16 protein-coding genes are annotated in these 21595 nt (G+C 72.9%); 12 read left to right on the forward strand and 4 right to left on the reverse strand.

Annotated features, from left to right (window positions below; all coding sequences use genetic code 11):
- Nucleotides 1-45: 45 nt before the first annotated feature.
- Complete coding sequence (gene gabT / locus WQO_RS26360) at nucleotides 46-1386, reverse strand: 4-aminobutyrate--2-oxoglutarate transaminase (RefSeq protein WP_010061904.1); 1341 nt, start codon at nucleotides 1384-1386, stop codon at nucleotides 46-48.
- Nucleotides 1387-1663: 277 nt separating this feature from the next.
- Between gabT and WQO_RS26365 the strand changes: the two genes are divergently transcribed.
- From WQO_RS26365 to WQO_RS26415, 11 genes are all read left to right on the forward strand, one after another.
- Nucleotides 1664-4222, forward strand: coding sequence for an ATP/GTP-binding protein (locus WQO_RS26365; protein ID WP_010061903.1), 2559 nt, complete (start codon nucleotides 1664-1666; stop codon nucleotides 4220-4222).
- A 195-nt stretch (nucleotides 4223-4417) separates the two neighbouring features.
- Nucleotides 4418-5998, forward strand: coding sequence for a PucR family transcriptional regulator (locus WQO_RS26370; RefSeq protein ID WP_010061902.1), 1581 nt, complete (start codon nucleotides 4418-4420; stop codon nucleotides 5996-5998).
- Between the two features lie 453 nt (nucleotides 5999-6451).
- Entirely contained in the window at nucleotides 6452-7897 is a 1446-nt protein-coding gene (locus WQO_RS26375; RefSeq protein WP_058954107.1) for an aldehyde dehydrogenase family protein, read from the forward strand.
- A 243-nt stretch (nucleotides 7898-8140) separates the two neighbouring features.
- Complete coding sequence (locus tag WQO_RS26380) at nucleotides 8141-10114, forward strand: acyl-CoA dehydrogenase family protein (RefSeq protein ID WP_010061899.1); 1974 nt, start codon at nucleotides 8141-8143, stop codon at nucleotides 10112-10114.
- Between the two features lie 102 nt (nucleotides 10115-10216).
- The gene (gene aroA, locus WQO_RS26385; RefSeq protein WP_010061898.1) at nucleotides 10217-11458 is read left to right on the forward strand and encodes a 3-phosphoshikimate 1-carboxyvinyltransferase; all 1242 of its coding nucleotides are present in this window, start codon (nucleotides 10217-10219) and stop codon (nucleotides 11456-11458) included.
- A gap of 72 nt (nucleotides 11459-11530) precedes the next feature.
- Nucleotides 11531-12784, forward strand: coding sequence for a 1-deoxy-D-xylulose-5-phosphate reductoisomerase (gene dxr, locus WQO_RS26390; protein ID WP_029182413.1), 1254 nt, complete (start codon nucleotides 11531-11533; stop codon nucleotides 12782-12784).
- Nucleotides 12781-14091, forward strand: a complete 1311-nt coding sequence (locus WQO_RS26395; RefSeq protein WP_010061895.1) for a M50 family metallopeptidase — start codon at nucleotides 12781-12783, stop codon at nucleotides 14089-14091. Before dxr ends, WQO_RS26395 begins: the two co-directional genes overlap by 4 nt.
- Before the next feature lie 182 nt (nucleotides 14092-14273).
- Nucleotides 14274-15431, forward strand: a complete 1158-nt coding sequence (gene ispG, locus WQO_RS26400) for a flavodoxin-dependent (E)-4-hydroxy-3-methylbut-2-enyl-diphosphate synthase (RefSeq protein WP_003965892.1) — start codon at nucleotides 14274-14276, stop codon at nucleotides 15429-15431.
- A gap of 152 nt (nucleotides 15432-15583) precedes the next feature.
- Nucleotides 15584-16429, forward strand: coding sequence for a GNAT family N-acetyltransferase (locus WQO_RS26405; RefSeq protein WP_010061894.1), 846 nt, complete (start codon nucleotides 15584-15586; stop codon nucleotides 16427-16429).
- A gap of 47 nt (nucleotides 16430-16476) precedes the next feature.
- Nucleotides 16477-17043, forward strand: coding sequence for a GNAT family N-acetyltransferase (locus WQO_RS26410; RefSeq protein ID WP_010061893.1), 567 nt, complete (start codon nucleotides 16477-16479; stop codon nucleotides 17041-17043).
- 69 nt (nucleotides 17044-17112) lie between these two features.
- A complete protein-coding gene (locus tag WQO_RS26415) occupies nucleotides 17113-18816 on the forward strand; it encodes a proline--tRNA ligase (RefSeq protein WP_010061892.1) in 1704 nt (567 codons plus the stop codon).
- Nucleotides 18817-18889: 73 nt separating this feature from the next.
- On the opposite strand, the gene WQO_RS26420 is transcribed toward WQO_RS26415, so the two are convergent.
- The 3 genes from WQO_RS26420 to WQO_RS26430 are packed head-to-tail and all read right to left on the reverse strand — an operon-like array spanning nucleotide 18890 to nucleotide 20915.
- Nucleotides 18890-19819, reverse strand: a complete 930-nt coding sequence (locus WQO_RS26420) for an aminoglycoside phosphotransferase family protein (RefSeq protein WP_010061890.1) — start codon at nucleotides 19817-19819, stop codon at nucleotides 18890-18892.
- Between the two features lie 32 nt (nucleotides 19820-19851).
- Complete coding sequence (locus WQO_RS26425; protein ID WP_010061889.1) at nucleotides 19852-20376, reverse strand: ferritin-like domain-containing protein; 525 nt, start codon at nucleotides 20374-20376, stop codon at nucleotides 19852-19854.
- Nucleotides 20373-20915 (reverse strand): hypothetical protein, encoded by a 543-nt coding sequence (locus WQO_RS26430; protein ID WP_058954108.1) that lies wholly within the window; start codon nucleotides 20913-20915, stop codon nucleotides 20373-20375. Before WQO_RS26430 ends, WQO_RS26425 begins: the two co-directional genes overlap by 4 nt.
- A gap of 176 nt (nucleotides 20916-21091) precedes the next feature.
- Between WQO_RS26430 and rimP the strand changes: the two genes are divergently transcribed.
- Nucleotides 21092-21595, forward strand: coding sequence for a ribosome maturation factor RimP (gene rimP / locus WQO_RS26435; RefSeq protein WP_010061887.1), 504 nt, complete (start codon nucleotides 21092-21094; stop codon nucleotides 21593-21595).

Here is a 21595-nt window from a genome sequence, read left to right on the forward strand (position 1 = left end):
GCAGTGGCGCGGAGCCGCCGCCGTGCGGCATCCGGGTTCGAGGAATCAGAGTGTGCCGAACGCCCGCTCGATGATGTCGAGGCCTTCGTTCAACAGGTTCTCGCCGATCACCAGCGGCGGCAGGAAGCGCAGGACGTTGCCGTACGTGCCACAGGTCAGGACGAGCAGACCCTCGGCGTGGCAGGCCTTCGCGAGCGCGCCGGCCGCCTCCGGGTGCGGGTCCTTCGTGCCGGACTTCACCAGCTCGATCGCGATCATCGCGCCGCGGCCGCGGATGTCACCGATGATGTCGCCGTTCGGGAGCTTCGCCTGCATCTCGGCGAGGCGGCCCTTCATGACCTCCTCGATCCGCTTGGCCTTCGCGTTCAGGTCCAGCTCGCGCATCGTCTCGATCGCGCCCAGCGCACCGGCGCAGGCGACCGGGTTCCCACCGTACGTACCGCCCAGGCCGCCCGCGTGCGCGGCGTCCATGATCTCGGCGCGGCCGGTCACGGCGGAGAGCGGCAGGCCGCCCGCGATGCCCTTGGCGGCGGTGATGAGGTCCGGGACGACACCCTCGTCCTCACAGGCGAACCACTGGCCGGTACGGCAGAAGCCGGACTGGATCTCGTCCGCGACGAACACGATGCCGTTGTCCTTGGCGAACTGCGCGATCGCCGGGAGGAAGCCCTTGGCCGGCTCGATGAAGCCGCCCTCGCCGAGCACCGGCTCGATGATGATCGCGGCGACGTTGTCGGCGCCGATCTGCTTGGTGATCGCGTCGATGGCCTGCGCGGACGCCTCGGCCCCGGCGTTCTCGGCACCGGTCGGCCAGCGGTAGCCGTAGGCGACCGGGACGCGGTAGACCTCGGGCGCGAACGGGCCGAAGCCCTGCTTGTACGGCATGTTCTTCGCCGTCATGCCCATGGTGAGGTTGGTGCGGCCGTGGTAGCCGTGGTCGAAGACGACGACGGCGGTGCGCTTGGTGTAGGCGCGGGCGATCTTCACCGCGTTCTCGACGGCCTCGGCGCCCGAGTTGAACAGCGCGGACTTCTTCGCGTGGTCGCCCGGCGTCAGCTCGGCGAGCTGCTCACAGACCTCGACGTACCCCTCGTACGGCGTGACCATGAAACAGGTGTGGGTGAAGTCGGCGAGCTGCGCGGAGGCCCGCCGCACGACGGCCTCGGCGGACGCGCCCACGGAGGTCACGGCGATCCCGGACCCGAAGTCGATCAGCCGGTTGCCGTCCACGTCCTCGATGATCCCGCCGCCGGCCCGGGCGGTGAACACCGGCAGGGTGGAGCCCACACCTGCGGCGACGGCCGCGATACGACGAGCCTGCAGCTCGATGGAGTTCGGGCCGGGAATGGCGGTGACGACGCGGCGCTCCTGCGGGATTGCGGTCATGCGGGGCTCCTGGGGGTGTTTCGGACGCTCTTCTTTCTGCAGGCTAGGGGTGGGGGAGGGGTGCGGGCATGCTCCGATCGGGAGTGGTGGGGGGTGTGTCCTTGTCCTTGGCGGACAGGTGGGTGGCAGGTGAGGGACCTGCTCGCCGTGTCGGCACGGGCCGGGCCCACGGCGGGCCCGACGGTCACTATCCGGGCGCGTTGCTGAACTCACCGTGTACGCGCACTAGATTGACCGGGGCAGCGGACGGACCGGCAGGTCAAGGGGGCAGTGGTTCATGGACGACGACGGCACGCGGGGTGTACGGGGACCGAGCGCGGACAAGGCCCCCGGGCCGGGCGTTCCGCCACCGCCCGCGCATCCGCCGCGGGTGCCGCACCCCGCCACCGGCACGCATCCGGCCGACCGGAACCAGACCGATCCCGTTCCGGGCGACCGGAACCAGACCGATCCTTATCCTGGCGACCGGAAACAGGCCGACCGCCACCCGGGCCCGTCGGCGGAGCAGTGGCGCGCGGGGGCCGCGTCCGCCCCGGCGGTGGAGCACCGCCAGGCCGGGCCCGCCCCGACGGCCCCGCCCGCCGAGCAGCCCGCCCCCGGATCCCCGGTCGACGCCTGGCTGCGCACCCCCCGCCCGCAGCAGGAACCGGGCGTCTGGCGGTACGGGTACACCCCGCCCCCGCCCGAGGAGTCCGAGCGGGTCTCCGACCGGTCGCTGCTGGTCGGCGCCCTGATCGCGCTGCTCTCCGCGCTGCTGCTGTGGTCGCTGTGGCGCAACGGCTACCTGCCCTACCGCCTCGTCCCGCTGAAGCTCTTCACCCCTGGTGAGTGGTGGAACCCGGGCACCTCCGGCGGCCCCCGCACCATCGAGGGCAGCGACGCCCTCACGGTGTACGAGGCGATCCTCTTCGGTCTGCTGGCCTACGGCTGCGGCCGGATCGGCAACTTCTCCGAGCTCTTCCGCCGCCATGTCGCCGAGCGCGGCCAGCCCTTCCTCGCCCTCGCGGCGGCCGCCGCGGCGGGCCTGACCCAGCTCCTCGTCTGGAAGGAGACGCTCCCGGTCGTCCGTCCCGTCCTGGTGCTCGTCGCCTCCGTCGCGGGCGGCGAGATCTACCAGAGCCAGACCGTCGTGAACGTGATCTACGGGCTGATCGCCGCCGCCGTCCTCTGGCCCTTCGCCCGGCTCGGCCGCTGGCGCGAACTGATCGCCGCCCGCCGGGGCGGTTCTGCCCCCGCGCCCGCCGACCCCTCGGCCCCCGCCACCACGACCTCCGCCGACCAGTGGCCCGAGCTGCGCGCCGCGGGCTGGACCGACGCCGCGGACACCCTCACCGCCGAGGTCCGCACCGGCCGTATGAACGATGTGGACGTGGCCCGGCTGCGCCACGCCTGGCGGCTCGCCACCCGGCGGCCCGACCGGCTCGGTCCCCTCGCGGAGTCCGTCCTGCGGACCGGCGGCGCCGCCGCCCTGCACCCCTCCGGCCACCGCGACCTCCCCCGGCGCACCGCCCGCCACGACGTGCTCACCGGCCAGGTCAGGATCGGCCGGTGCGCCGACGACCCGCACAACCCCTACGTCCGCCGGGGCACGGGCCTCGCCCTGGACCCCGCGCTGCTCGGCACCTCCCTGCTCGCCGTCGGACCGCCCGGCGCCGGGAAGTCCGCCCGGCTGGTCCGGCCGGTCGTCGAGGCGCTCGCCCTGCGCGCGCTGGCCGGACAGGCGGCGGTTCTCGCGGTCGGCGGAGCGGGTGAGCCGCTCGGCCCGGACGAGGCCTTCGACGTCGTCGTCCGGGTCGGCCACCCCGGCTCCGCCCACGACATCGACCTGTACGGCGGCACCACCGACCCCGACGAGGCGGCAGCCGTCCTCGCCGAAGGGCTCGTCGGCGATGTCGGCAGCCTCGACAGCCGCCGCGCCGCCACCGTCCTCGCCCAGCTGCTCGGCCCGTACCGTGCCGCCCACGGCCACTTCCCCTCCGTGCCCGAACTGCGGGAACTCCTCGACGGCACACCGGCCGCGTTCGCCGGGCTCCGCGCCTCCCTCGAAGCCGCCGGTCACCACGCGATGCTCCGCGAGCTGGACGCGCGGTCCCGGCAGGCGGGCGGCCCCGGCGATCCGGCGCCCGCCCTCGCCGACCGGGTGGCCCTGCTCGACCGGCCCACGTTCGCCGGGTTCTTCGCCACCGGTCCGGACGCCCGCCCCTTCGAGCTGCGTGCGCTCGGCCAGTACCCGCTGCGGGTCCGCGTCGACCTGCCGGAGCGCGGCCACGCGGAGGCGTCCCGGCTGCTGACCCGGCTGCTCCTCGCCCAGTTCACCGCGATCACCGCCGCCCGTACCGACACCTCGCTCTTCGTCTGCCTGGTCCTGGACGACGCCACCCACGCCGTCACCGCCGAGACCGTCCGGGGCATCCGCCGGCTCCGCTCGGTCAACGCCGGAGCGGTGCTGGCCCTGCGTACCGTCGACGACGTTCCCGAGCCCCTGCACACCCCGTTGCTCGGCGCGGTCGGCTGCACGGCGGCCTTCTCCGGCATCACGACCTGGGACGGCAAACGGTTCGCCGAGGCCTGGGGCAAGGAGTGGGTGGAGACCCGCGAGGTCGCCCAGCACACCGTCTTCGCCGACCAGCCGTTCACCCGCGCCCTGCACGCCCTGCGCAAGCTGGTCACGGGCAAGGCGGTGACCACGGACGCGGTGACCGTACGGCAGGTGGAGAAGGAGCGCTGGTCGGCCTCGGAACTGGCGTACGCGGTTCCGTCGGGTCACGCAGTCATCCGGTTGGCCAATGTCGACGGCGAACACGCACCCCCCCTCCTCGTCCACCTCGACGGCTGACACGACCGAACCGGCTACCCGGAAGTAACGCGACGGTCGACGGAGAGCGGTTACCGCCACCCTGCCAGCCTGGCAGAATCGGAGGGAGCCGTTCATACGGGACGGCGAAATGCGGGCCATCGTCGCGGCCGGGGATCCGGTCGTCCGTGCGGCGGCACCCGCGACCTCATCCCCGACCCCGAGGGTTCCCGGCTCATGCCCCCCACGCTCGCCTCGCTCGTCCAGCACTCGGCGCTCAAGCTCACCGTGCGGGCGGGCGCGGACCGGCTCGGCACCCCCGTGCGCTGGGCCCACGCCAGCGAGCTCGCCGACCCCGTCCCGTACATGGACGGCGGCGAACTCCTCCTCGTGACCGCCACCAACCTCGACGCCGAGAACGCCGACTCCATGCGGCGCTACGTTCGGCGGCTGGCCGGGGCCGGAGTCGCCGGGGTCGGCTTCGCGGTCGGGGTCAACTACGAGGACATCCCGCAAGCGCTCGTCGACGCCGCCGAGGAGGCCGGCCTGCCGCTCCTCGAAGTGCCCCGCCGCACCCCGTTCCTCGCCATCAGCAAGGCCGTCTCCGCCGCCATCGCCGCCGACCAGTACCGCGCGGTCACCGCCGGCTTCGAGGCCCAGCGCGAGCTGACGAAGGCCGCGCTCGCCGGGGACGGGGCCACCCACATCCTCGCCCGGCTCGCCGCCCACATCGACGGCTGGGCCGCCCTGTACGACACCTCCGGCGCGGTCCTCGCGGCCGCCCCCGACTGGGCCGCCCGCCGCGCCGCCGCCCTCACCCCCGACGTCGAACGCCTCCGGGACAGACCCGCGCCCGCCAGCATCGTCGTCGCCGACAGCGAGGACCGGGTGGAGCTCCAGTCGCTGGGCACCGGCCGCCGGGCGCGCGGCGCCCTGGCCGTCGGTACGGGAGCGGCGCTCGGGACCGCCGAGCGGTACGCCGTGCACTCCGCCGTCGCCCTGCTCACCCTGACCACCGCCCGCTCCCGCTCCGTCCAGGGCGCCGAACAACGCCTCGGCGCCGCCGTCCTGCGGATGCTGCTCGCCGGGCAGCCCGACCACGCGCGGGCCGTCGCCGGGGACCTCTACGGCGGGCTGCTCGACGCACCGTTCCGGCTGCTCATTGCCGAGGCCGCCGCGCCCGCCGGGCCCGAGCTGTTCACCGAGACCATGGAGGCCGCCGCCGCCCGCAGCGGCGAGGCGCTGCTCCTGGTCCCCGAGGGCGAAGGCGAACGCGTCGTCGTGCTCGCCGCCGACGGCGGAGCCGCCGTGGCCGCCTGCGCCGCCTACGCCGAGGCCCAGGATGACCGCGCCCCGCGCGAAGGCGGCGCCGAGGACAGCGACATCGTGGTGGGGCTCTCCGCCCCGGCCGGCCCGATCGCCGTCTCCGCCGCGTACAAGCAGGCCGAACAGGCCCTCTCCGTCGCCCGCCGCCGGGGCAGGGCCCTGGTCGAGCACGAGGAGCTGGCCGCCGGTTCGGTCCTCCCGCTGCTCGCCGACGACGCCGTACGGGCCTTCGCCGACGGCATGCTCCGCGCCCTGCACGAGCACGACGCCAAGGGCCGCGGCGACCTCGTGGCCTCCCTGCGCGCTTGGCTCTCCCGCCACGGCCAGTGGGACGCCGCCGCAGCCGATCTGGGCGTGCACCGGCACACCCTGCGCTACCGGATGCGCCGGGTGGAGGAGATCCTCGGCCGCTCCCTGGACGACCCGGACGTCCGCATGGAGCTGTGGCTCGCCCTCAAGGCGACGGCGGCGACCACGCCCGCCGAGGACTGAACGCCCCCGCCGCACGCCCCCGCCGAGGACTCCGGAGGGCTGAACGCCGCCCGCCGAAGGACCGAGCGCCGCCCGTCGAGCGCGCGGCCCGCGCTCCCCGCACACCCCTGTGCCGCCCGTCGAGCGGGCGGCCCGCGCTCCCCGCACACCCCTGTGCCGCCCGTCGAGCGGGCGGCCCGCGCTCCCCGCACACCCCTGTGCCGCCCGTCGAGCGGGCGGCCCGCGCTCCCCGCACACCCCTGTGCCGCCCATCGAGCGGGCGGCCCGCGCCCCACGCACACCCCTTCCGCCGATTCGGCGCACCCGGCCCCCGCTCCGCTCCACGCCGGACAAACGCCCTGAGCGCCTTCTCCCTTACCGTGGGACCGCAGAGGGGAGCCTCCCGGGCGCCCACGACCTCCGTCACGACTTCGGTCACGACCTCCTCACGACCTCCGAAGGGCCGGAACCTCCATGACTTCGCCCCACGCCTTCTGGGTGGCCGGCCGCCAGGCCACCGGTGCCGACAGCTTCGACGTCACCAACCCGTACGACGGACGCCTCGTCGGCACCGTCAGCGTGCCGACCGACGCCCAGGTCGAGGAGGCCGTCGCCGCCGCCCACGCCGTACGCGACGAGTTCGCCGCCACCCCGGCGCACGTCCGGGCCGCGGCCCTCGACCACGTCGTACGGCGGCTCACGGAGCGCACCGAGGAGATCGCCCAGCTGATCTCGGCCGAGAACGGCAAGCCGATCAAGTGGGCCCGCGGCGAGGTCGGCCGGGCCGTGTCCGTGTTCCGGTTCGCCGCCGAGGAGGCCCGCCGCTTCAACGGCGGGGAGGCCCAGCGGCTCGACACCGACCTCGGCGGCACCGGCCGCCTCGGGCTGACCCGGCGCTTCCCGCGCGGGGCCGTCCTCGGTATCGCGCCCTTCAACTTCCCGCTGAACCTCAGCGCCCACAAGGTCGCCCCGGCCATCGCCGTCGGCGCCCCGATCATCCTCAAGCCGGCCCCGGCCACCCCCATCTCCTCCCTGATCCTGGGCGAACTGCTGGCCGAGACCGACCTTCCGGCCGGCTCCTGGTCCGTCCTGACGGTCCCGAACGACAAGATGCCCGCTTTGGTCCAGGACGAGCGCCTGCCGGTCATCTCCTTCACCGGCTCCGGCCCGGTCGGCTACGCGATCATGGAGTCGGTGCCCCGCAAGCACTGCACCCTGGAGCTCGGCGGCAACGGCGCGGCCGTCGTCCTCGGCGACTACGCCTCGGACGAGGACCTGGACTGGGCGGCCACCCGGATCGCCACCTTCTCCAACTACCAGGGCGGCCAGTCCTGCATCTCGGTGCAGCGCGTCATCGCCGACGCCTCGGTCCACGACCGCCTCGTCCCGAAGATCGTCGCCGCCGTCGAGGCCCTGGTCACCGGCGACCCGGCCGACGACGCGACCGATGTCGGCCCGCTCGTCAGCGAGGACGCCGCCAAGCGCGTCGAGTCCTGGGTCGACGAGGCCGTCCAGGGCGGAGCGGAGTTGCTCACCGGCGGCAAGCGCGACGGCGCCACCTACGCCCCGACCGTCCTCGCCTCCCTCCCCGACGACGTGAAGCTCTCCTGCGAAGAGGTCTTCGGCCCGGTCATGTCGATCCAGAAGGTGGACGGCGAGGCGGAGGCGTTCGCCGCCGTCAACTCCTCCAAGTACGGCCTCCAGGCAGGCGTCTTCACCCACGACCTCCAGACCGCCTTCCGCGCCCACCGCGCCCTGGAAGTCGGCGGCGTGATCATCGGCGACGTCCCCTCGTACCGCGCCGACCAGATGCCGTACGGCGGCGCCAAGCAGTCCGGCGTCGGCCGCGAGGGCGTCCGCTACGCCATGGACGACTACACCTACGAGCGCGTCCTGGTCCTCACGGGCCTCGCCCTTTAACACCCCGGACGACCCCCGCCCGCCTTCCGCCCGGACAGCGAGCGCGGGCGGGGGCGCGCAAGAGAACGGCCTGAGCCCACTGTGCGGGGGCTCAGGCCGTTCGCGTACTCGTGCGCGGGGTCTGGTGCGGGTGCCGAACCACGGGTACAGGGGTTACATACGGACCAGTAGGCAGCGACTAGCAGTCCGTGCGTCCCGGGCGGCCCATCCCTCCGGGTCACGCGCGGCGAGGTGAGGTCCCTCATGTCCGCACCACACAACACCCCCCAGGTACCCAAGGCCCCCAAGGTCACCGAACGCGAAGCGCGACGGGTCGCCGAGGCCGCCCGGGAGCAGGACTGGCGCAAGCCCAGCTTCGCCAAGGAGCTGTTCCTGGGGCGCTTCCGGCTCGACCTGATCCATCCGCACCCTCTGCCACCGCCCGACGACATACGGCGCGGCGAGGAGTTCCTGGCGCGGCTGCGGGCGTTCTGCGAGACGCACATCGACAGCGCGCGCATCGAGCGCGAGGCGAAGATCCCCGACGAGGTGATCAGTGGGCTCAAGGAGCTCGGTGCCCTCGGGATGAAGATCGAGACCAAGCACGGCGGCCTCGGACTCACCCAGGTGTACTACAACAAGGCACTCGCTCTGGTCGGCTCCGCCAGCCCCGCGATCGGCGCGCTGCTCTCCGCGCATCAGTCGATCGGCGTACCGCAGCCCCTGAAGATCTTCGGCACCCAGGAGCAGAAGGACGTCTACCTGCCCCGGCTGGCCACCACCGACATCTCCGCCTTCCTGCTCACCGAGCCGGACGTCGGCTCCGACCCCGCCCGCCTCGCCACCACCGCGGTACCCGACGGGCCGGACTACCTCCTCGACGGCGTGAAGCTCTGGACCACCAACGGCGTCGTCGCCGACCTCCTCGTGGTCATGGCCCGGGTACCCGCCTCCGAGGGGCACCCGGGCGGCATCACCGCCTTCGTCGTCGAGGCCGACGCCCCCGGCGTCACCGTGGAGCACCGCAACGCCTTCATGGGCCTGCGCGGCATCGAGAACGGCGTCACCCGTTTCCACCAGGTGCGGGTGCCCGGAGCCTGCCGGATCGGGCCCGAGGGGGCCGGGCTGAAGATCGCCCTGACCACCCTCAACACCGGCCGCCTCTCGCTGCCCGCGATGTGCGTCGGCGTCGGCAAGTGGTCGCTGAAGATCGCCCGCGAATGGTCCGCCGTACGCGAGCAGTGGGGCCGGCCCGTCGCCCGACACGAGGCGGTCGGCTCCAAGATCTCGTTCATCGCGGCCACCACCTTCGCCCTGGAGGCCATCGTCGACCTCTCCTCGCAGATGGCCGACGAGGACCGCAACGACATCCGCATCGAGGCCGCCCTCGCCAAGCTGTACGGCTCCGAGATGGGCTGGCTGATCGCCGACGAACTGGTCCAGATCCGCGGCGGCCGCGGCTTCGAGACCGCGGAGTCGCTGGCCGCCCGCGGGGAGCGGGCCGTGCCGGCCGAGCAGATGCTCCGGGACATGCGGATCAACCGGATCTTCGAGGGCTCCACCGAGATCATGCACCTGCTGATCGCCCGCGAGGCCGTCGACGCCCACCTCAAGGTCGCGGGCGACATCATCGACCCCGACAAGCCGCTCTCCGCCAAGGCGAAGGCGGGCGCCAACGCCGCCGGGTTCTACGCCCGCTGGCTCCCCAAACTCGTCGCCGGACCGGGGCAACTGCCGCGCACGTACGCCGAGTTCCACCCCGCCGGGCACCGCGACCTCTCCGGGCACCTCCGGTACGTCGAGCGGTGCTCGCGCAAGCTCGCCCGGTCCACCTTCTACGCCATGTCCCGCTGGCAGGGCCGGATGGAGACCAAACAGGGCTTCCTCGGCCGGATCGTCGACATCGGCGCCGAACTCTTCGCCATGAGCGCCGCCTGCGTCCGCGCCGAGCACCTGCGCGGGGCGGAGGAGCACGGCCGCGAGGCCTACCAGCTCGCGGACGCCTTCTGCGAGCAGGCCCGCAACCGGGTCGAGGAACTGTTCACCCGCCTGTGGTCCAACACCGACGACCTCGACCGGCGCGTGGTCGACGGGGTCCTGTCGGGGACGTACACCTGGCTGGAGGAGGGCGTCATCGACCCGAGCGGCGAGGGCCCCTGGATCGCCGACGCCACCCCCGGCCCCGCCGTCCAGGAGAACCAGCACCGGCCGGTCCGCCAAGGCCTGCCCGGCCCCTGATCCGCCGGACACCTCCCAGAGCCGCCGTACGGGGTGCGTCCACCGCGTCCACGCACCGGACGCACCCCGCCCGTCCCGCCCGCCGCAGGGCAGGATGAGCGCGTGAGCGTCATCGACATCCCCGGCTCCAAGTCCGTCACCGCCCGCGCCCTCTTCCTGGCCGCCGCCGCCGACGGCACCACCACCCTGCTGCGGCCGCTGCGCTCGGACGACACCGAGGGCTTCGCCGAGGGGCTGAAGAGCCTCGGTTACGCCGTCGAGCAGGAGGCCGACCGCTGGCGCGTCCAGGGGCGTCCGGCCGGGCCCGCCGCCGACGACGCCGACGTGTACTGCCGCGACGGCGCGACCACCGCCCGCTTCCTGCCCACCCTCGTCGCGGCCGCCGCCTCCGGCACGTACCGCTTCGACGCCTCCGCCCAGATGCGCCGCCGCCCGCTCGCCCCGCTCACCCGGGCCCTCACCGCCCTCGGCGTCGACCTGCGCCACGGGGGAGCGCAGGGGCACCACCCGCTGACCGTGCGCGCCGCCGGGATCGAGGGCGGCGACCTCACCCTGGACGCGGGGGAGTCGTCCCAGTACCTCACCGCGCTGCTGATGCTCGGGCCGCTCACCGCGAAGGGGCTGCGCATCGAGGTCACCGAGCTGGTCTCCGCGCCGTACGTCGAGATCACCCTCGCGATGATGCGCGATTTCGGCGTGGAGGTACTGCGGGAGGGGAACACCTTCACCGTCCCTCCCGGCGGCTACCGGGCCACCGCCTACGCCGTCGAGCCTGACGCCTCCACCGCGAGCTACTTCTTCGCCGCCGCGGCCCTCACCGGCCGCGAGGTCACCGTCCCCGGCCTCGGCATCGGCGCCCTCCAGGGCGACCTGCGCTTCGTCGACGTCCTGCGGGACATGGGCGCCGAGGTGAGCGTCGGCGCCGACGCCACCACCGTCCGCTCCACCGGCCGGCTGCGCGGCACCACCGTCAACATGCGCGACATCTCCGACACCATGCCGACCCTCGCCGCGATCGCGCCGTACGCGGACGGGCCCGTCATCATCGAGGACGTCGCCAACACCCGCGTCAAGGAGTGCGACCGGCTGGAGGCGTGCGCCGAGAACCTCCGCGCCATGGGCATCACCGTCCACACCGGTCCGGACCGGATCGAGATCCACCCCGGCACGCCGAAGCCCACCGAGATCGCCACCCGCGGCGACCACCGCATCGTGATGTCCTTCGCCGTCGCCGGACTGCGCACACCCGGCCTGACGTACGACGACCCCGGCTGCGTACGCAAGACGTTCCCGCGCTTCCACGAGGTGTTCGCCGACTTCGCGCACGACCTCGAAGGGCGCTGAACGGGGTCGCGGGACCGGCTCACCCGGGACGCGCTGTCCTCGCACACAGCCGGAGCGGCAACAATGGGGGACATGAGCGAAAGCCCCGCCCCCCTCGCCGATCCGCATCTCCTCTTCGACGCCGCGGACGGCCGCCGGGATCTCGTGATCCTCGGCTCCACCGGGTCCATCGGCACCCAGGCCATCGACCTGGTCCTGCGCAACCCCGACCGCTTCCGCGTCACGGCGCTCTCGGCCGCCGGCGGCCGGGTCGCCCTGCTGGCCGAGCAGGCCCGCCGGCTGCGCGTGAACACGGTCGCGGTCGCCGCCGAGGACGCGGTCCCCGCCCTGCGCGAGGCGCTGCGGGACCAGTACGGGGCCGGTGAGCCGCTCCCCGAGCTCCTCGCCGGACCCGATGCGGCCACCACTCTCGCCGCGAGCGCCTGCCACACGGTGCTCAACGGCATCACCGGCTCCATCGGGCTCGCCCCGACCCTCGCCGCCCTGAAGGCGGGCCGCACGCTCGCCCTCGCCAACAAGGAGTCGCTGATCGTCGGCGGCCCGCTGGTGAAGGCGCTCGCCGCCCCCGGTCAGATCATCCCGGTCGACTCCGAGCACGCCGCGCTCTTCCAGGCGCTGGCCGCGGGCACCCGCGCCGACGTCCGCAAACTCGTCGTCACCGCCTCCGGCGGACCCTTCCGGGGCCGTACGCGCGAGGAGCTGGCCGACGTCACCCGCGAGCAGGCGCTCGCCCACCCGACCTGGGCCATGGGACCGGTCATCACGATCAACTCCGCGACCCTGGTCAACAAGGGTCTTGAGGTCATCGAGGCGCACCTCCTCTACGACATCCCGTTCGACCGCATCGAGGTCGTGGTCCACCCGCAGTCCTACGTGCACTCGATGGTGGAATTCAGCGACGGCTCCACGCTCGCCCAGGCCACCCCGCCGGACATGGGCGGCCCCATCGCCATCGGTCTCGGCTGGCCCCAGCGGGTCCCGGACGCGGCCCCCGCCTTCGACTGGTCGAGGGCCTCCACCTGGGAGTTCTTCCCGCTGGACACCGAGGCCTTCCCGTCCGTCGGTCTCGCCCGGCACGTCGGCGGGCTCGGCGGCACCGCACCCGCCGTGTTCAACGCCGCCAACGAGGAATGCGTCGACGCTTTCCTCGCCAGGCAGCTGCCCTTCAACGGAATCATGGATACGGTCACGGCTGTGGTGTCCGAACACGGCACCCCCGCCCCGGGAACCTCGCTCAGCGTCGCGGACGTCCTCGAAGCGGAAACGTGGGCCCGCGCACGGGCCCGGGAACTCTCGGCGAAAGCGACAGCGGAGGCGCACGCATGAGTCTGACCTCGATCCTGCTGACGGTCCTGGGGATCGCCGTCTTCGTCGTGGGCCTGCTCTTCTCCATCGCCTGGCACGAGCTGGGCCACCTCTCCACGGCCAAGATGTTCGGCATCCGGGTCCCGCAGTACATGGTCGGCTTCGGCCCGACGCTCTGGTCGAAGAGGAAGGGCGACACGGAGTACGGCATCAAGGCCATCCCGGCCGGCGGCTACATCCGCATGATCGGGATGTTCCCGCCGGGCCCCGACGGCCGCCTCGAAGCCCGCTCCACCTCCCCGTGGCGCGGCATGATCGAGGACGCCCGCTCCGCCGCCTTCGAGGAGCTCCAGCCGGGCGACGAGAAGCGGCTCTTCTACACGCGCAAGCCGTGGAAGCGCGTCATCGTCATGTTCGCCGGCCCCTTCATGAACCTGGTCCTCGCGGTCGCCATCTTCATGGGCGTCGCGATGACCTTCGGCTTCCAGACCCAGACCACCGAGGTCGGCGGCGTCCAGCAGTGCGTGATCGCCCAGAGCGAGAACCGCGACAAGTGCGCGCCGAAGGACCCCGTCTCGCCCGCCAAGGCCGCCGGGCTCCAGGAGGGCGACAAGATCGTCGCCTTCGCCGGGGCGAAGGTCGACGACTGGGCGACGCTCTCGGACCGCATCCGCGAGACGATCGGCCCCGCCACCATCGTCGTCGAACGCGACGGCAAGGAAGTCACGCTCAACGCCGTACTGCTCAAGAACGAGGTCGCCGAGAAGGACAGCAAAGGCGAAATCATCCCGAAGAAGTTCGTCGATGCGGGCTACCTCGGCTTCGCCGCCCGGACCGAGATCGTGCCGCTCGGCTTCGGCGACTCCGTCGTCCGCATGGGCGACATGATCGAGAACGGCGTCGACTCCATCATCGCGCTGCCCTCCAAGATCCCCGCCCTCTGGGACGCGGCCTTCAGCGACGGCGAACGGGCCGACGACTCGCCGGTCGGCGTGGTCGGCGCGGCCCGGATCGGCGGCGAGGTGATGAACCTCGACATCCCGGCGCAGAACCAGGTCGCGATGATGCTGTTCCTGCTCGCCGGCTTCAACCTCTCGCTGTTCCTGTTCAACATGCTCCCGCTGCTCCCGCTCGACGGCGGGCACATCGCGGGCGCGTTGTGGGAGTCTCTGCGGCGCAATGTGGCCAAGGTCTTCCGGCGCCCTGACCCGGGCCCGTTCGACGTGGCCCGGCTGATGCCGGTCGCCTATGTGGTCGCCGGACTCTTCATCTGCTTCACGCTGCTGGTCCTGGTGGCCGACATCGTGAACCCGGTGAAAATCAGCTGACCGCCCCTCGCACCCCTCGCGCCCCACAGGTGTCGGCCGGGCACACACGTCGTGTCCGGCCGGTCACCGAGGGGTGGACATGTCGACACGGGTGCGTCCGCCCGGGCTCCGGTGCCGTAACCTCGAAGCCTGGAGCCCGCCGATCTCGGGACCTTGATCCACACCTTGGGGATGCACAGCGCATGACTGCGATTTCTCTCGGAATGCCGGCCGTTCCGACCAAGCTCGCCGACCGAAGGGTCAGCCGACAGATCCAGGTCGGCACGGTCGCGGTCGGCGGCGACGCACCCGTTTCCGTGCAGTCGATGACGACGACCCGTACGTCGGACATCGGCGCCACGCTCCAGCAGATCGCCGAGCTGACGGCGTCTGGCTGCCAGATCGTCCGGGTCGCGTGCCCGACGCAGGACGACGCCGACGCGCTCGCCACGATCGCCCGGAAGTCGCAGATCCCGGTGATCGCCGACATCCACTTCCAGCCGAAGTACGTCTTCGCGGCGATCGACGCCGGCTGCGCGGCCGTCCGGGTCAACCCGGGCAACATCAAGCAGTTCGACGACAAGGTCAAGGAGATCGCCAAGGCGGCCTCCGAGACCCGCACCCCGATCCGGATCGGCGTCAACGCCGGCTCCCTGGACGCGCGGCTCCTGAAGAAGTACGGCAAGGCCACCCCCGAGGCCCTCGTCGAGTCCGCCCTGTGGGAGGCGTCCCTCTTCGAGGAGCACGGCTTCGGCGACATCAAGATCTCGGTCAAGCACAACGACCCGGTCGTCATGGTCAACGCCTACCGCCAGCTCGCCGCCCAGAGCGACTACCCGCTCCACCTCGGCGTCACCGAGGCCGGACCGGCGTTCCAGGGCACCATCAAGTCGGCCGTCGCGTTCGGCGCCCTGCTCTCCGAGGGCATCGGCGACACCATCCGCGTCTCCCTCTCGGCCCCGCCGGCCGAGGAGGTCAAGGTCGGCCTGCAGATCCTGGAGGCGCTGAACCTCAAGCAGCGCCGCCTGGAGATCGTCTCCTGCCCGTCCTGCGGCCGCGCCCAGGTCGACGTCTACAAGCTCGCCGACCAGGTCAGCGCCGGCCTGGAGGGCATGGAGGTCCCGCTGCGCGTCGCCGTCATGGGCTGCGTCGTCAACGGCCCCGGTGAGGCCCGCGAGGCCGACCTCGGCGTCGCCTCCGGCAACGGCAAGGGCCAGATCTTCGTGAAGGGCGAGGTCATCAAGACCGTCCCCGAGTCGAAGATCGTCGAGACCCTCATCGAAGAGGCTCTGAAGATCGCCGAGCAGATGGAGAAGGACGGCATCGCGTCCGGCGAACCCCAGGTCTCCATCGGCGCCTGATCTGCGCCTTTCCACGCCATGACCGCCCCGCCGGGCTCCGTGCCCGGCGGGGCGGCGGTGTCTCCGGGAACCGGCTCCCGGACTCCAGCGGTGTTCGAGAGGTTTGTCGGTTACAGTGCGGAAATCAGCAGACCGTATGGTGAGGCCCCCTCGTGTTGACGCAGACCACCACCCGGGTCCTCGAACCCAGCGACCTCGGCGCCGCACTCGCCATTCTCGAGAGCGAGCCCGTGGCCAACGCCTTCGTGACGTCCCGCGTGCAGGTCGCGGGGCTCGACCCCTGGCGCCTCGGCGGCGAGATGTGGGGCTGGTACGCCGACGGCAGGCTCCGCTCCCTGTGTTACTCCGGCGCCAACCTCGTCCCCATCTGCGCCGGACCCGAAGCCGTCCGGGCCTTCGCCGACCGGGCCCGCAGGGCCGGCCGCCGCTGCTCCTCCATCGTCGGCCCCGCCGAGCCCACCACCCAGCTCTGGCGGCTCCTCGAACCCACCTGGGGGCCCGCCCGCGAGGTCCGCGGCAACCAGCCCCTCATGGTCACCGAGAGCCCGGCCGCCGACGTCACACCCGACCCGCTCGTCCGCCGCATCCGCAAGGACGAGATGGAGGTCCTGATGCCGGCCTGCGTCGCGATGTTCACCGAGGAGGTCGGCATCTCCCCACTCGCCGGCGACGGCGGCCTCCTCTACCAGGCCCGCGTCGCCGAACTCATCAGCACCGGCCGCTCCTTCGCCCGCATCGACGACGGCAAGGTCGTCTTCAAGGCGGAGATCGGCGCGGCCACCCCCCAGGCCTGCCAGATCCAGGGCGTCTGGGTCGCCCCCGAACACCGCGGCAAGGGCCTCTCCGAAACGGGCATGGCCGCCGTTCTGCGCTACGCCCTGGCCGACGTGGCCCCCGTCGTCAGCCTGTACGTGAACGACTACAACACCCCCGCCCGCAAGGCCTACCAGCGCGTCGGCTTCCGCGAGGTCGGCGCGTTCATGAGCGTCCTGTTCTGAACCGCCGCGCTTACCCGGGAGCCCGCCCCGGCCAGTAGGGTTCCGGCATGGCAGCCCCCGCAGAAGGCCCCCCAGCACCCGACGCCGAGATCGGCCCCGTCGACCTCGCCGCCCGCGTCGACGAAGCCCTGCACGTCCAGGCGGCCGCCTTCGGACTCAGCCAGGACGAGATCGACGTACGCCGCCACATCGTCCTCAGGCACCTGGAACACCCCCGCGCCCGGGCACTCGGCGCCACCGCCCCCGACGGCCGGCTCCTCGGCTTCGTCTACGGGCTGCCCAACGACCGCACCCAGTGGTGGTCCACCGTCGTCGAGCCCTATCTGCGGGCCACGGGGACCGACGGTTGGCTCGACGACTCCTTCGTCATCACCGAACTCCACGTCCTCCCCGGCCACCAGCAGCGCGGCATCGGCCGCACGCTGATCACCACCATCACCGACGCCGTCGACCACCCCCGGTCGATCCTGTCGGCGATCGACAAGGACAGCCCCGCCCGCGCCCTCTACCGCTCGCTCGGCTACCGCGACCTGGCCCGCCAGGTCGTCTTCCCGAGCGCCCCGCAGCCGTATGCCGTCATGGGCGCACCCCTCCCACTGCTGCGCCCGAGCTGAATGGATTTCCGCCCGCCCGCACCGCCCGGTTAACCTCGGGCTCACCACTTTCGCGAGCAGGAGTTCACCATGGCCCAGGTCCAGCGCATGTCCCGATTGATGATCAAGACACTGCGCGACGACCCGGCGGACGCCGAGACGCTCAGCCACAAGCTGCTGGTGCGCGCCGGATACGTCCGCCGCAACGCGGCCGGCATCTGGTCCTGGCTGCCGCTCGGCAAGAAGGTCCTGGACAACATCTCAGGCGTCGTCCGCGAGGAGATGGACGCCATCGGCGCCCAGGAGGTCCTGCTCCCCGCCCTGCTGCCCAAGGAGCCCTACGAGGCGTCCGGCCGCTGGGAGGAGTACGGCGACCTGCTCTTCCGCCTCAAGGACCGCAAGGGCGGCGACTACCTCCTCGGCCCCACCCACGAGGAGATCTTCACCCAGACCGTCAAGGACCAGTGCACGTCCTACAAGGACCTGCCGGTGATGCTCTACCAGATCCAGACGAAGTACCGCGACGAGGCCCGCCCCCGCTCCGGCGTGCTCCGCGGCCGCGAGTTCCAGATGAAGGACTCGTACAGCTTCGACACCACCGACGAGGGCCTCGCGCACTCGTACGCCCTGCACCGGGCCGCGTACATCAAGATCTTCGAGCGCCTGGGCCTCGACCACCGCATCGTCTCCGCCGTCTCCGGCGCGATGGGCGGCTCCGCCTCCGAGGAGTTCCTGGCCCCCGCGGCCGCCGGTGAGGACACCTTCGCCGACTGCCCGAACTGCGACTACGCCGCCAACACCGAGGCCGTGACCTTCGCGCTCGCCCCGGTCGACGGCTCGGCGCACGGTGCGGTCGAGGAGCTGGACACCCCCGACACCCCGACCATCGAGACCCTCGCCGAGCACCTCGGGGTCCCGGCCTCCGCCACCCTGAAGAACCTGCTGGTCAAGGTGGACGGCGAGATCGTCGCCGTCGGCGTCCCCGGCCACCGCGAGGTCGACCTCGGCAAGCTGGGCGAGCACCTGGCCCCCGCCGTCGTCGAGCTGGTCACCGCCGAGGACTTCGTCGGCCGCGACGACCTCGTACGCGGTTACGTCGGCCCCCAGGGCCTGGAGAAGGTCCGCTACCTCGCCGACCCCCGCGTCGCCCCCGGCACCTCCTGGATCACCGGCGCCAACAAGGAGGGCAAGCACGCGAAGAACGTCGTCGCGGGCCGCGACTTCGAGGTCGACGAGTACCTGGACGTCGTCGTCGTCGAGGAGGGCGACCCCTGCCCCACGTGCGGCACCGGCCTGGTCCTGGACCGCGCCATCGAGATCGGCCACATCTTCCAGCTCGGCCGCAAGTACGCCGACACCTTCCAGCTCGACGTGCTGGGCCAGCAGGGCAAGCCCGTCCGCGTCACGATGGGCTCGTACGGCATCGGCGTCTCCCGCGCCGTCGCCGCCCTCACCGAGCAGACCGCCGACGACAAGGGCCTGTGCTGGCCCCGCGAGATCGCCCCGGCCGACGTCCACGTCGTCGCCGCGGGCAAGGCCCTCCAGACAGAGCTGGCCCTCGACGTCTCGGAGAAGCTCAACGCGGCGGGCCTGCGGGTCCTGGTCGACGACCGCCCCGGCGTCTCGCCCGGCGTGAAGTTCACCGACTCCGAGCTGATCGGCGTGCCCAAGATCCTGGTCGCCGGCCGCCGCTCCGCCGACGGCGTCCTGGAGCTGAAGGACCGCCGCACCGGCGAGCGCGAGGAACTGACCGTCGACGAGGCCATCGCCCGCCTGACGGCCGACCTGGCCTGATCCCCCGGATCGCGTACGAGGAGGGCCCCCGCACACCGTGTGCGGGGGCCCTCCTCGTACGTACGGCGAACCGTTACAGCCAGCCCGCGAACTCCAGGTTCACCTCGCCCATCTGACGCCGCCCCTCGGCCAGCGCACGGGTGCCCGACTCGACCGCCCGGAACAGCGTCCAGCCGTGCAGCCGCGCCTGCTCCACCTCCAGCGACTCCGCCAGCTTCCTGACCCGCCGCCGCGCCGTCGCCGGGCCGCCGGGGGAGGCGATCAGATCCTCCGCCCGGTCCCGCACCAGCCGCGCCAGGTCGTAGGCGCGCTCGCCCACCAGCGGCTCGGGTCCCACCGTCAGCCACGGCGCGCGCTCCCCGGACAGCACCTTGCTCTGCCGGAAGTTGCCGTGCAGCAATAGGAGTTCGGGCTCCCCCTCGACCAGCTCCGCCCGGGCAGCGAGCGCCGCGTCCACCAGCGGCGCCAGCTCCGGGTCGGCCGCGGCGGCCGCCCGCATCCCGGCGCTCTGCCGTTCGGTCCGCGTGGCCACCGTCTCGAAGGCGTGCCCGGCGGGTGGCTCCACCCACAGCCGGCGCAGCGTGCCCGCCGCCTCCAGCAGGGCCTTCGCCTCCGGCAGCGAGCGCAGCGACACCTCGTGGTGCAGCCGCTCCAGCAGCAGCGCCCCGGACGCGTCGAGCTCCGCTCCGGCCGGTGCCGGGGAGTCCAGCGGCTTCACCGCGCCCCAGCCGTTCCAGTGCTCCAGCGCCGCCCGCTCCAGCTCCGGCCCTGCGACCGGCGGGGCGAGCTTCAGCGCGGCCGGGGTCCCGTCCGCCCGCCGTACCAGGGCCACCAGGGAGCTGCGCCCGCCGGGGGCGGCCACCCGCTCCACGGTGAGGCCGTCCTCGGCGGCCAGCGCCCGCTCGGTCAGCGCGGGGAGCCCGGCCAGCCAGTCGGCCGCCGCGGCGTCCCCGTACATCTCACCGAGAGCGCGCACCAGGCGCTGCGGCGGTTCGCAACCCATACGTCGTGTGTTCCCTTTCCCGATCCTTCGGATCAGCGCGTTCCGTCCGCGCCCGCGGCCTCCACCGGCCCCGTCTCGGCCGGATCCGCACCGGCGGCCCGCTCGGCGAGCCCCGGAAAGGCTACGTTGCCGCCCCGCCACCGGGCCGACCGCACCGCGGCCTCCCGCAGCGCGCCCGCCGCGTCCCCCCGCCGCTCACCCTCGGTGGCCCGTACGAGATCGGCGTAGGCGCCCGCGATCCGGTCCTCCAGGACCGCGGCGAGCCGCACCGCGGCCCGCTCGTCCGGCACGGCGAACGGCAGGGCGTACGCCGCGTTCGCGGCCACCGGGCGCCCGCCCAGGTCCCGGGCGGTGCGCGCCAGCGCGTCCCGGCGGGCCCGGTGCGCGTCGTGCGCCGCGCGGGCCTCGGCCCCCTGCTTCCCGTCGAGACGGCCGCCGAGCACCCCGTACCCGTACACCGCGGCGTGCTCGGCGGCCAGGGCGGCCTGGACGGCGGTCAGCTCGGGGGAGTCGGCGTCGGAGTCGTCATCGGACCGCCGGATCGAACGGGTGCTCATACGGCTGTCTCCTCGGCCAGTTCGGTCAGCAGATACGCGTGCGCCGCGGCGGCCGCCGCCACCGAGGCCAGCAGCCGGGCCGGCTCCGGCCCGGCCGTGAGCAGGGCCTCGCCGTACCCGTCGGCCCGGCGGCGCTCGGCGGCGGCCAGCTCCCGCACCGCGGTCCTCGGGTCGGCCGACACCGGACCGGCGGGTGCCGGAGGGGCGTCGTCACCCTTCGGCGCGCCCTTCTTCGGTTCGCCCTTCGCGCGCGGCGGTGCCAGTGCCTTCCCGTGCTCGGCCACGGCCGCCCGCAGCGGTTCGAGACCCGCCGCCGTGGCCGGATGCGCCTCGGCCACCAGGTCGTACTGCGCCAGCAGGAGGGCGCCGTCGCGCACCGCCTTCTCGCGCAGCGCCCTCTCGGCCTTCGCGGTGGCCCGCGCGGGCTTTTTCCCCCCGGCGTCTTCGTCGTCGCCCCCGCAGCCGGTCAGCACCGCACCCAGGGCCAGAGCTCCCGTCGCGGTGAGCGCCCCCCTGCGCGTCGTCCCCGTGCGCCGCACGTTTCTCCTTCGGGCCTGGACCGGTCCTGACAGGATCTGTCCTGATGTGATCACCGCAGGCGAGCGTACCCGCGGCCGAGCGGCAGGCGGACGGCAACACCCCTGGCGACCGGATACCCTTTGACCTGACGCACGACGATCCCCACAACAGCACACGCGGCCGAGGAGTCACCCGGATGAGCACCACCCAGAGCGAGAGGCTGCGCGGGCTGCTGGAACCGCTCGTCAGCGCGCAGCAGCTGGACCTCGAGGAGATCGAGGTGTCCCGGGCCGGCCGACGGGGAGTGCTGCGGATCATCGTGGACTCCGACGAGGGCGTCGAGCTGGACGCCTGTGCGGAGCTGAGCCGCGCGATCTCCCAGAAGCTGGACGAGACCGACGCGATGGGCGACGGCGAGTACGTCCTCGAAGTCAGCTCCCCCGGCGCGGACCGCCCGCTGACCGAGCACCGCCACTACGTACGCGCCACCGGCCGGCTGGCCAGATTCCATCTGACCGGCGACGGCTCCGGTGAGCTGGTCGCCCGCATCCTCGCCGTCGACGAGGACGGGCTCGACCTCGAAGTGCCCGGCGTCAAGGGCCGCAAGCCCACCGCCCGCCGCCTCGCCTTCGACGAGATCGCCAAGGCGCGCGTGGAGATCGAATTCAACCGCAAGGACAAGAAGGAAGAGGAGGCGTAG

It is taken from the genome of Streptomyces globisporus C-1027, from assembly GCF_000261345.2.
In the GTDB taxonomy this organism is placed as follows: Bacteria; Actinomycetota; Actinomycetes; order Streptomycetales; family Streptomycetaceae; genus Streptomyces; species Streptomyces pakalii.

Bases quoted from the DNA above. Each gene is read 5' to 3' on its own strand.
- gabT (WP_010061904.1), bottom strand. From the start codon at position 1,386: ATGACCGCAATCCCGCAGGAGCGCCGCGTCGTCACCGCCATTCCCGGC.
- WQO_RS26365 (WP_010061903.1), top strand. From the start codon at position 1,664: ATGGACGACGACGGCACGCGGGGTGTACGGGGACCGAGCGCGGACAAG.
- WQO_RS26370 (WP_010061902.1), top strand. From the start codon at position 4,418: ATGCCCCCCACGCTCGCCTCGCTCGTCCAGCACTCGGCGCTCAAGCTC.
- WQO_RS26375 (WP_058954107.1), top strand. From the start codon at position 6,452: ATGACTTCGCCCCACGCCTTCTGGGTGGCCGGCCGCCAGGCCACCGGT.
- WQO_RS26380 (WP_010061899.1), top strand. From the start codon at position 8,141: ATGTCCGCACCACACAACACCCCCCAGGTACCCAAGGCCCCCAAGGTC.
- dxr (WP_029182413.1), top strand. From the start codon at position 11,531: ATGAGCGAAAGCCCCGCCCCCCTCGCCGATCCGCATCTCCTCTTCGAC.
- WQO_RS26395 (WP_010061895.1), top strand. From the start codon at position 12,781: ATGAGTCTGACCTCGATCCTGCTGACGGTCCTGGGGATCGCCGTCTTC.
- ispG (WP_003965892.1), top strand. From the start codon at position 14,274: ATGACTGCGATTTCTCTCGGAATGCCGGCCGTTCCGACCAAGCTCGCC.
- WQO_RS26410 (WP_010061893.1), top strand. From the start codon at position 16,477: ATGGCAGCCCCCGCAGAAGGCCCCCCAGCACCCGACGCCGAGATCGGC.
- WQO_RS26415 (WP_010061892.1), top strand. From the start codon at position 17,113: ATGGCCCAGGTCCAGCGCATGTCCCGATTGATGATCAAGACACTGCGC.
- WQO_RS26420 (WP_010061890.1), bottom strand. From the start codon at position 19,819: ATGGGTTGCGAACCGCCGCAGCGCCTGGTGCGCGCTCTCGGTGAGATG.
- WQO_RS26425 (WP_010061889.1), bottom strand. From the start codon at position 20,376: ATGAGCACCCGTTCGATCCGGCGGTCCGATGACGACTCCGACGCCGAC.
- rimP (WP_010061887.1), top strand. From the start codon at position 21,092: ATGAGCACCACCCAGAGCGAGAGGCTGCGCGGGCTGCTGGAACCGCTC.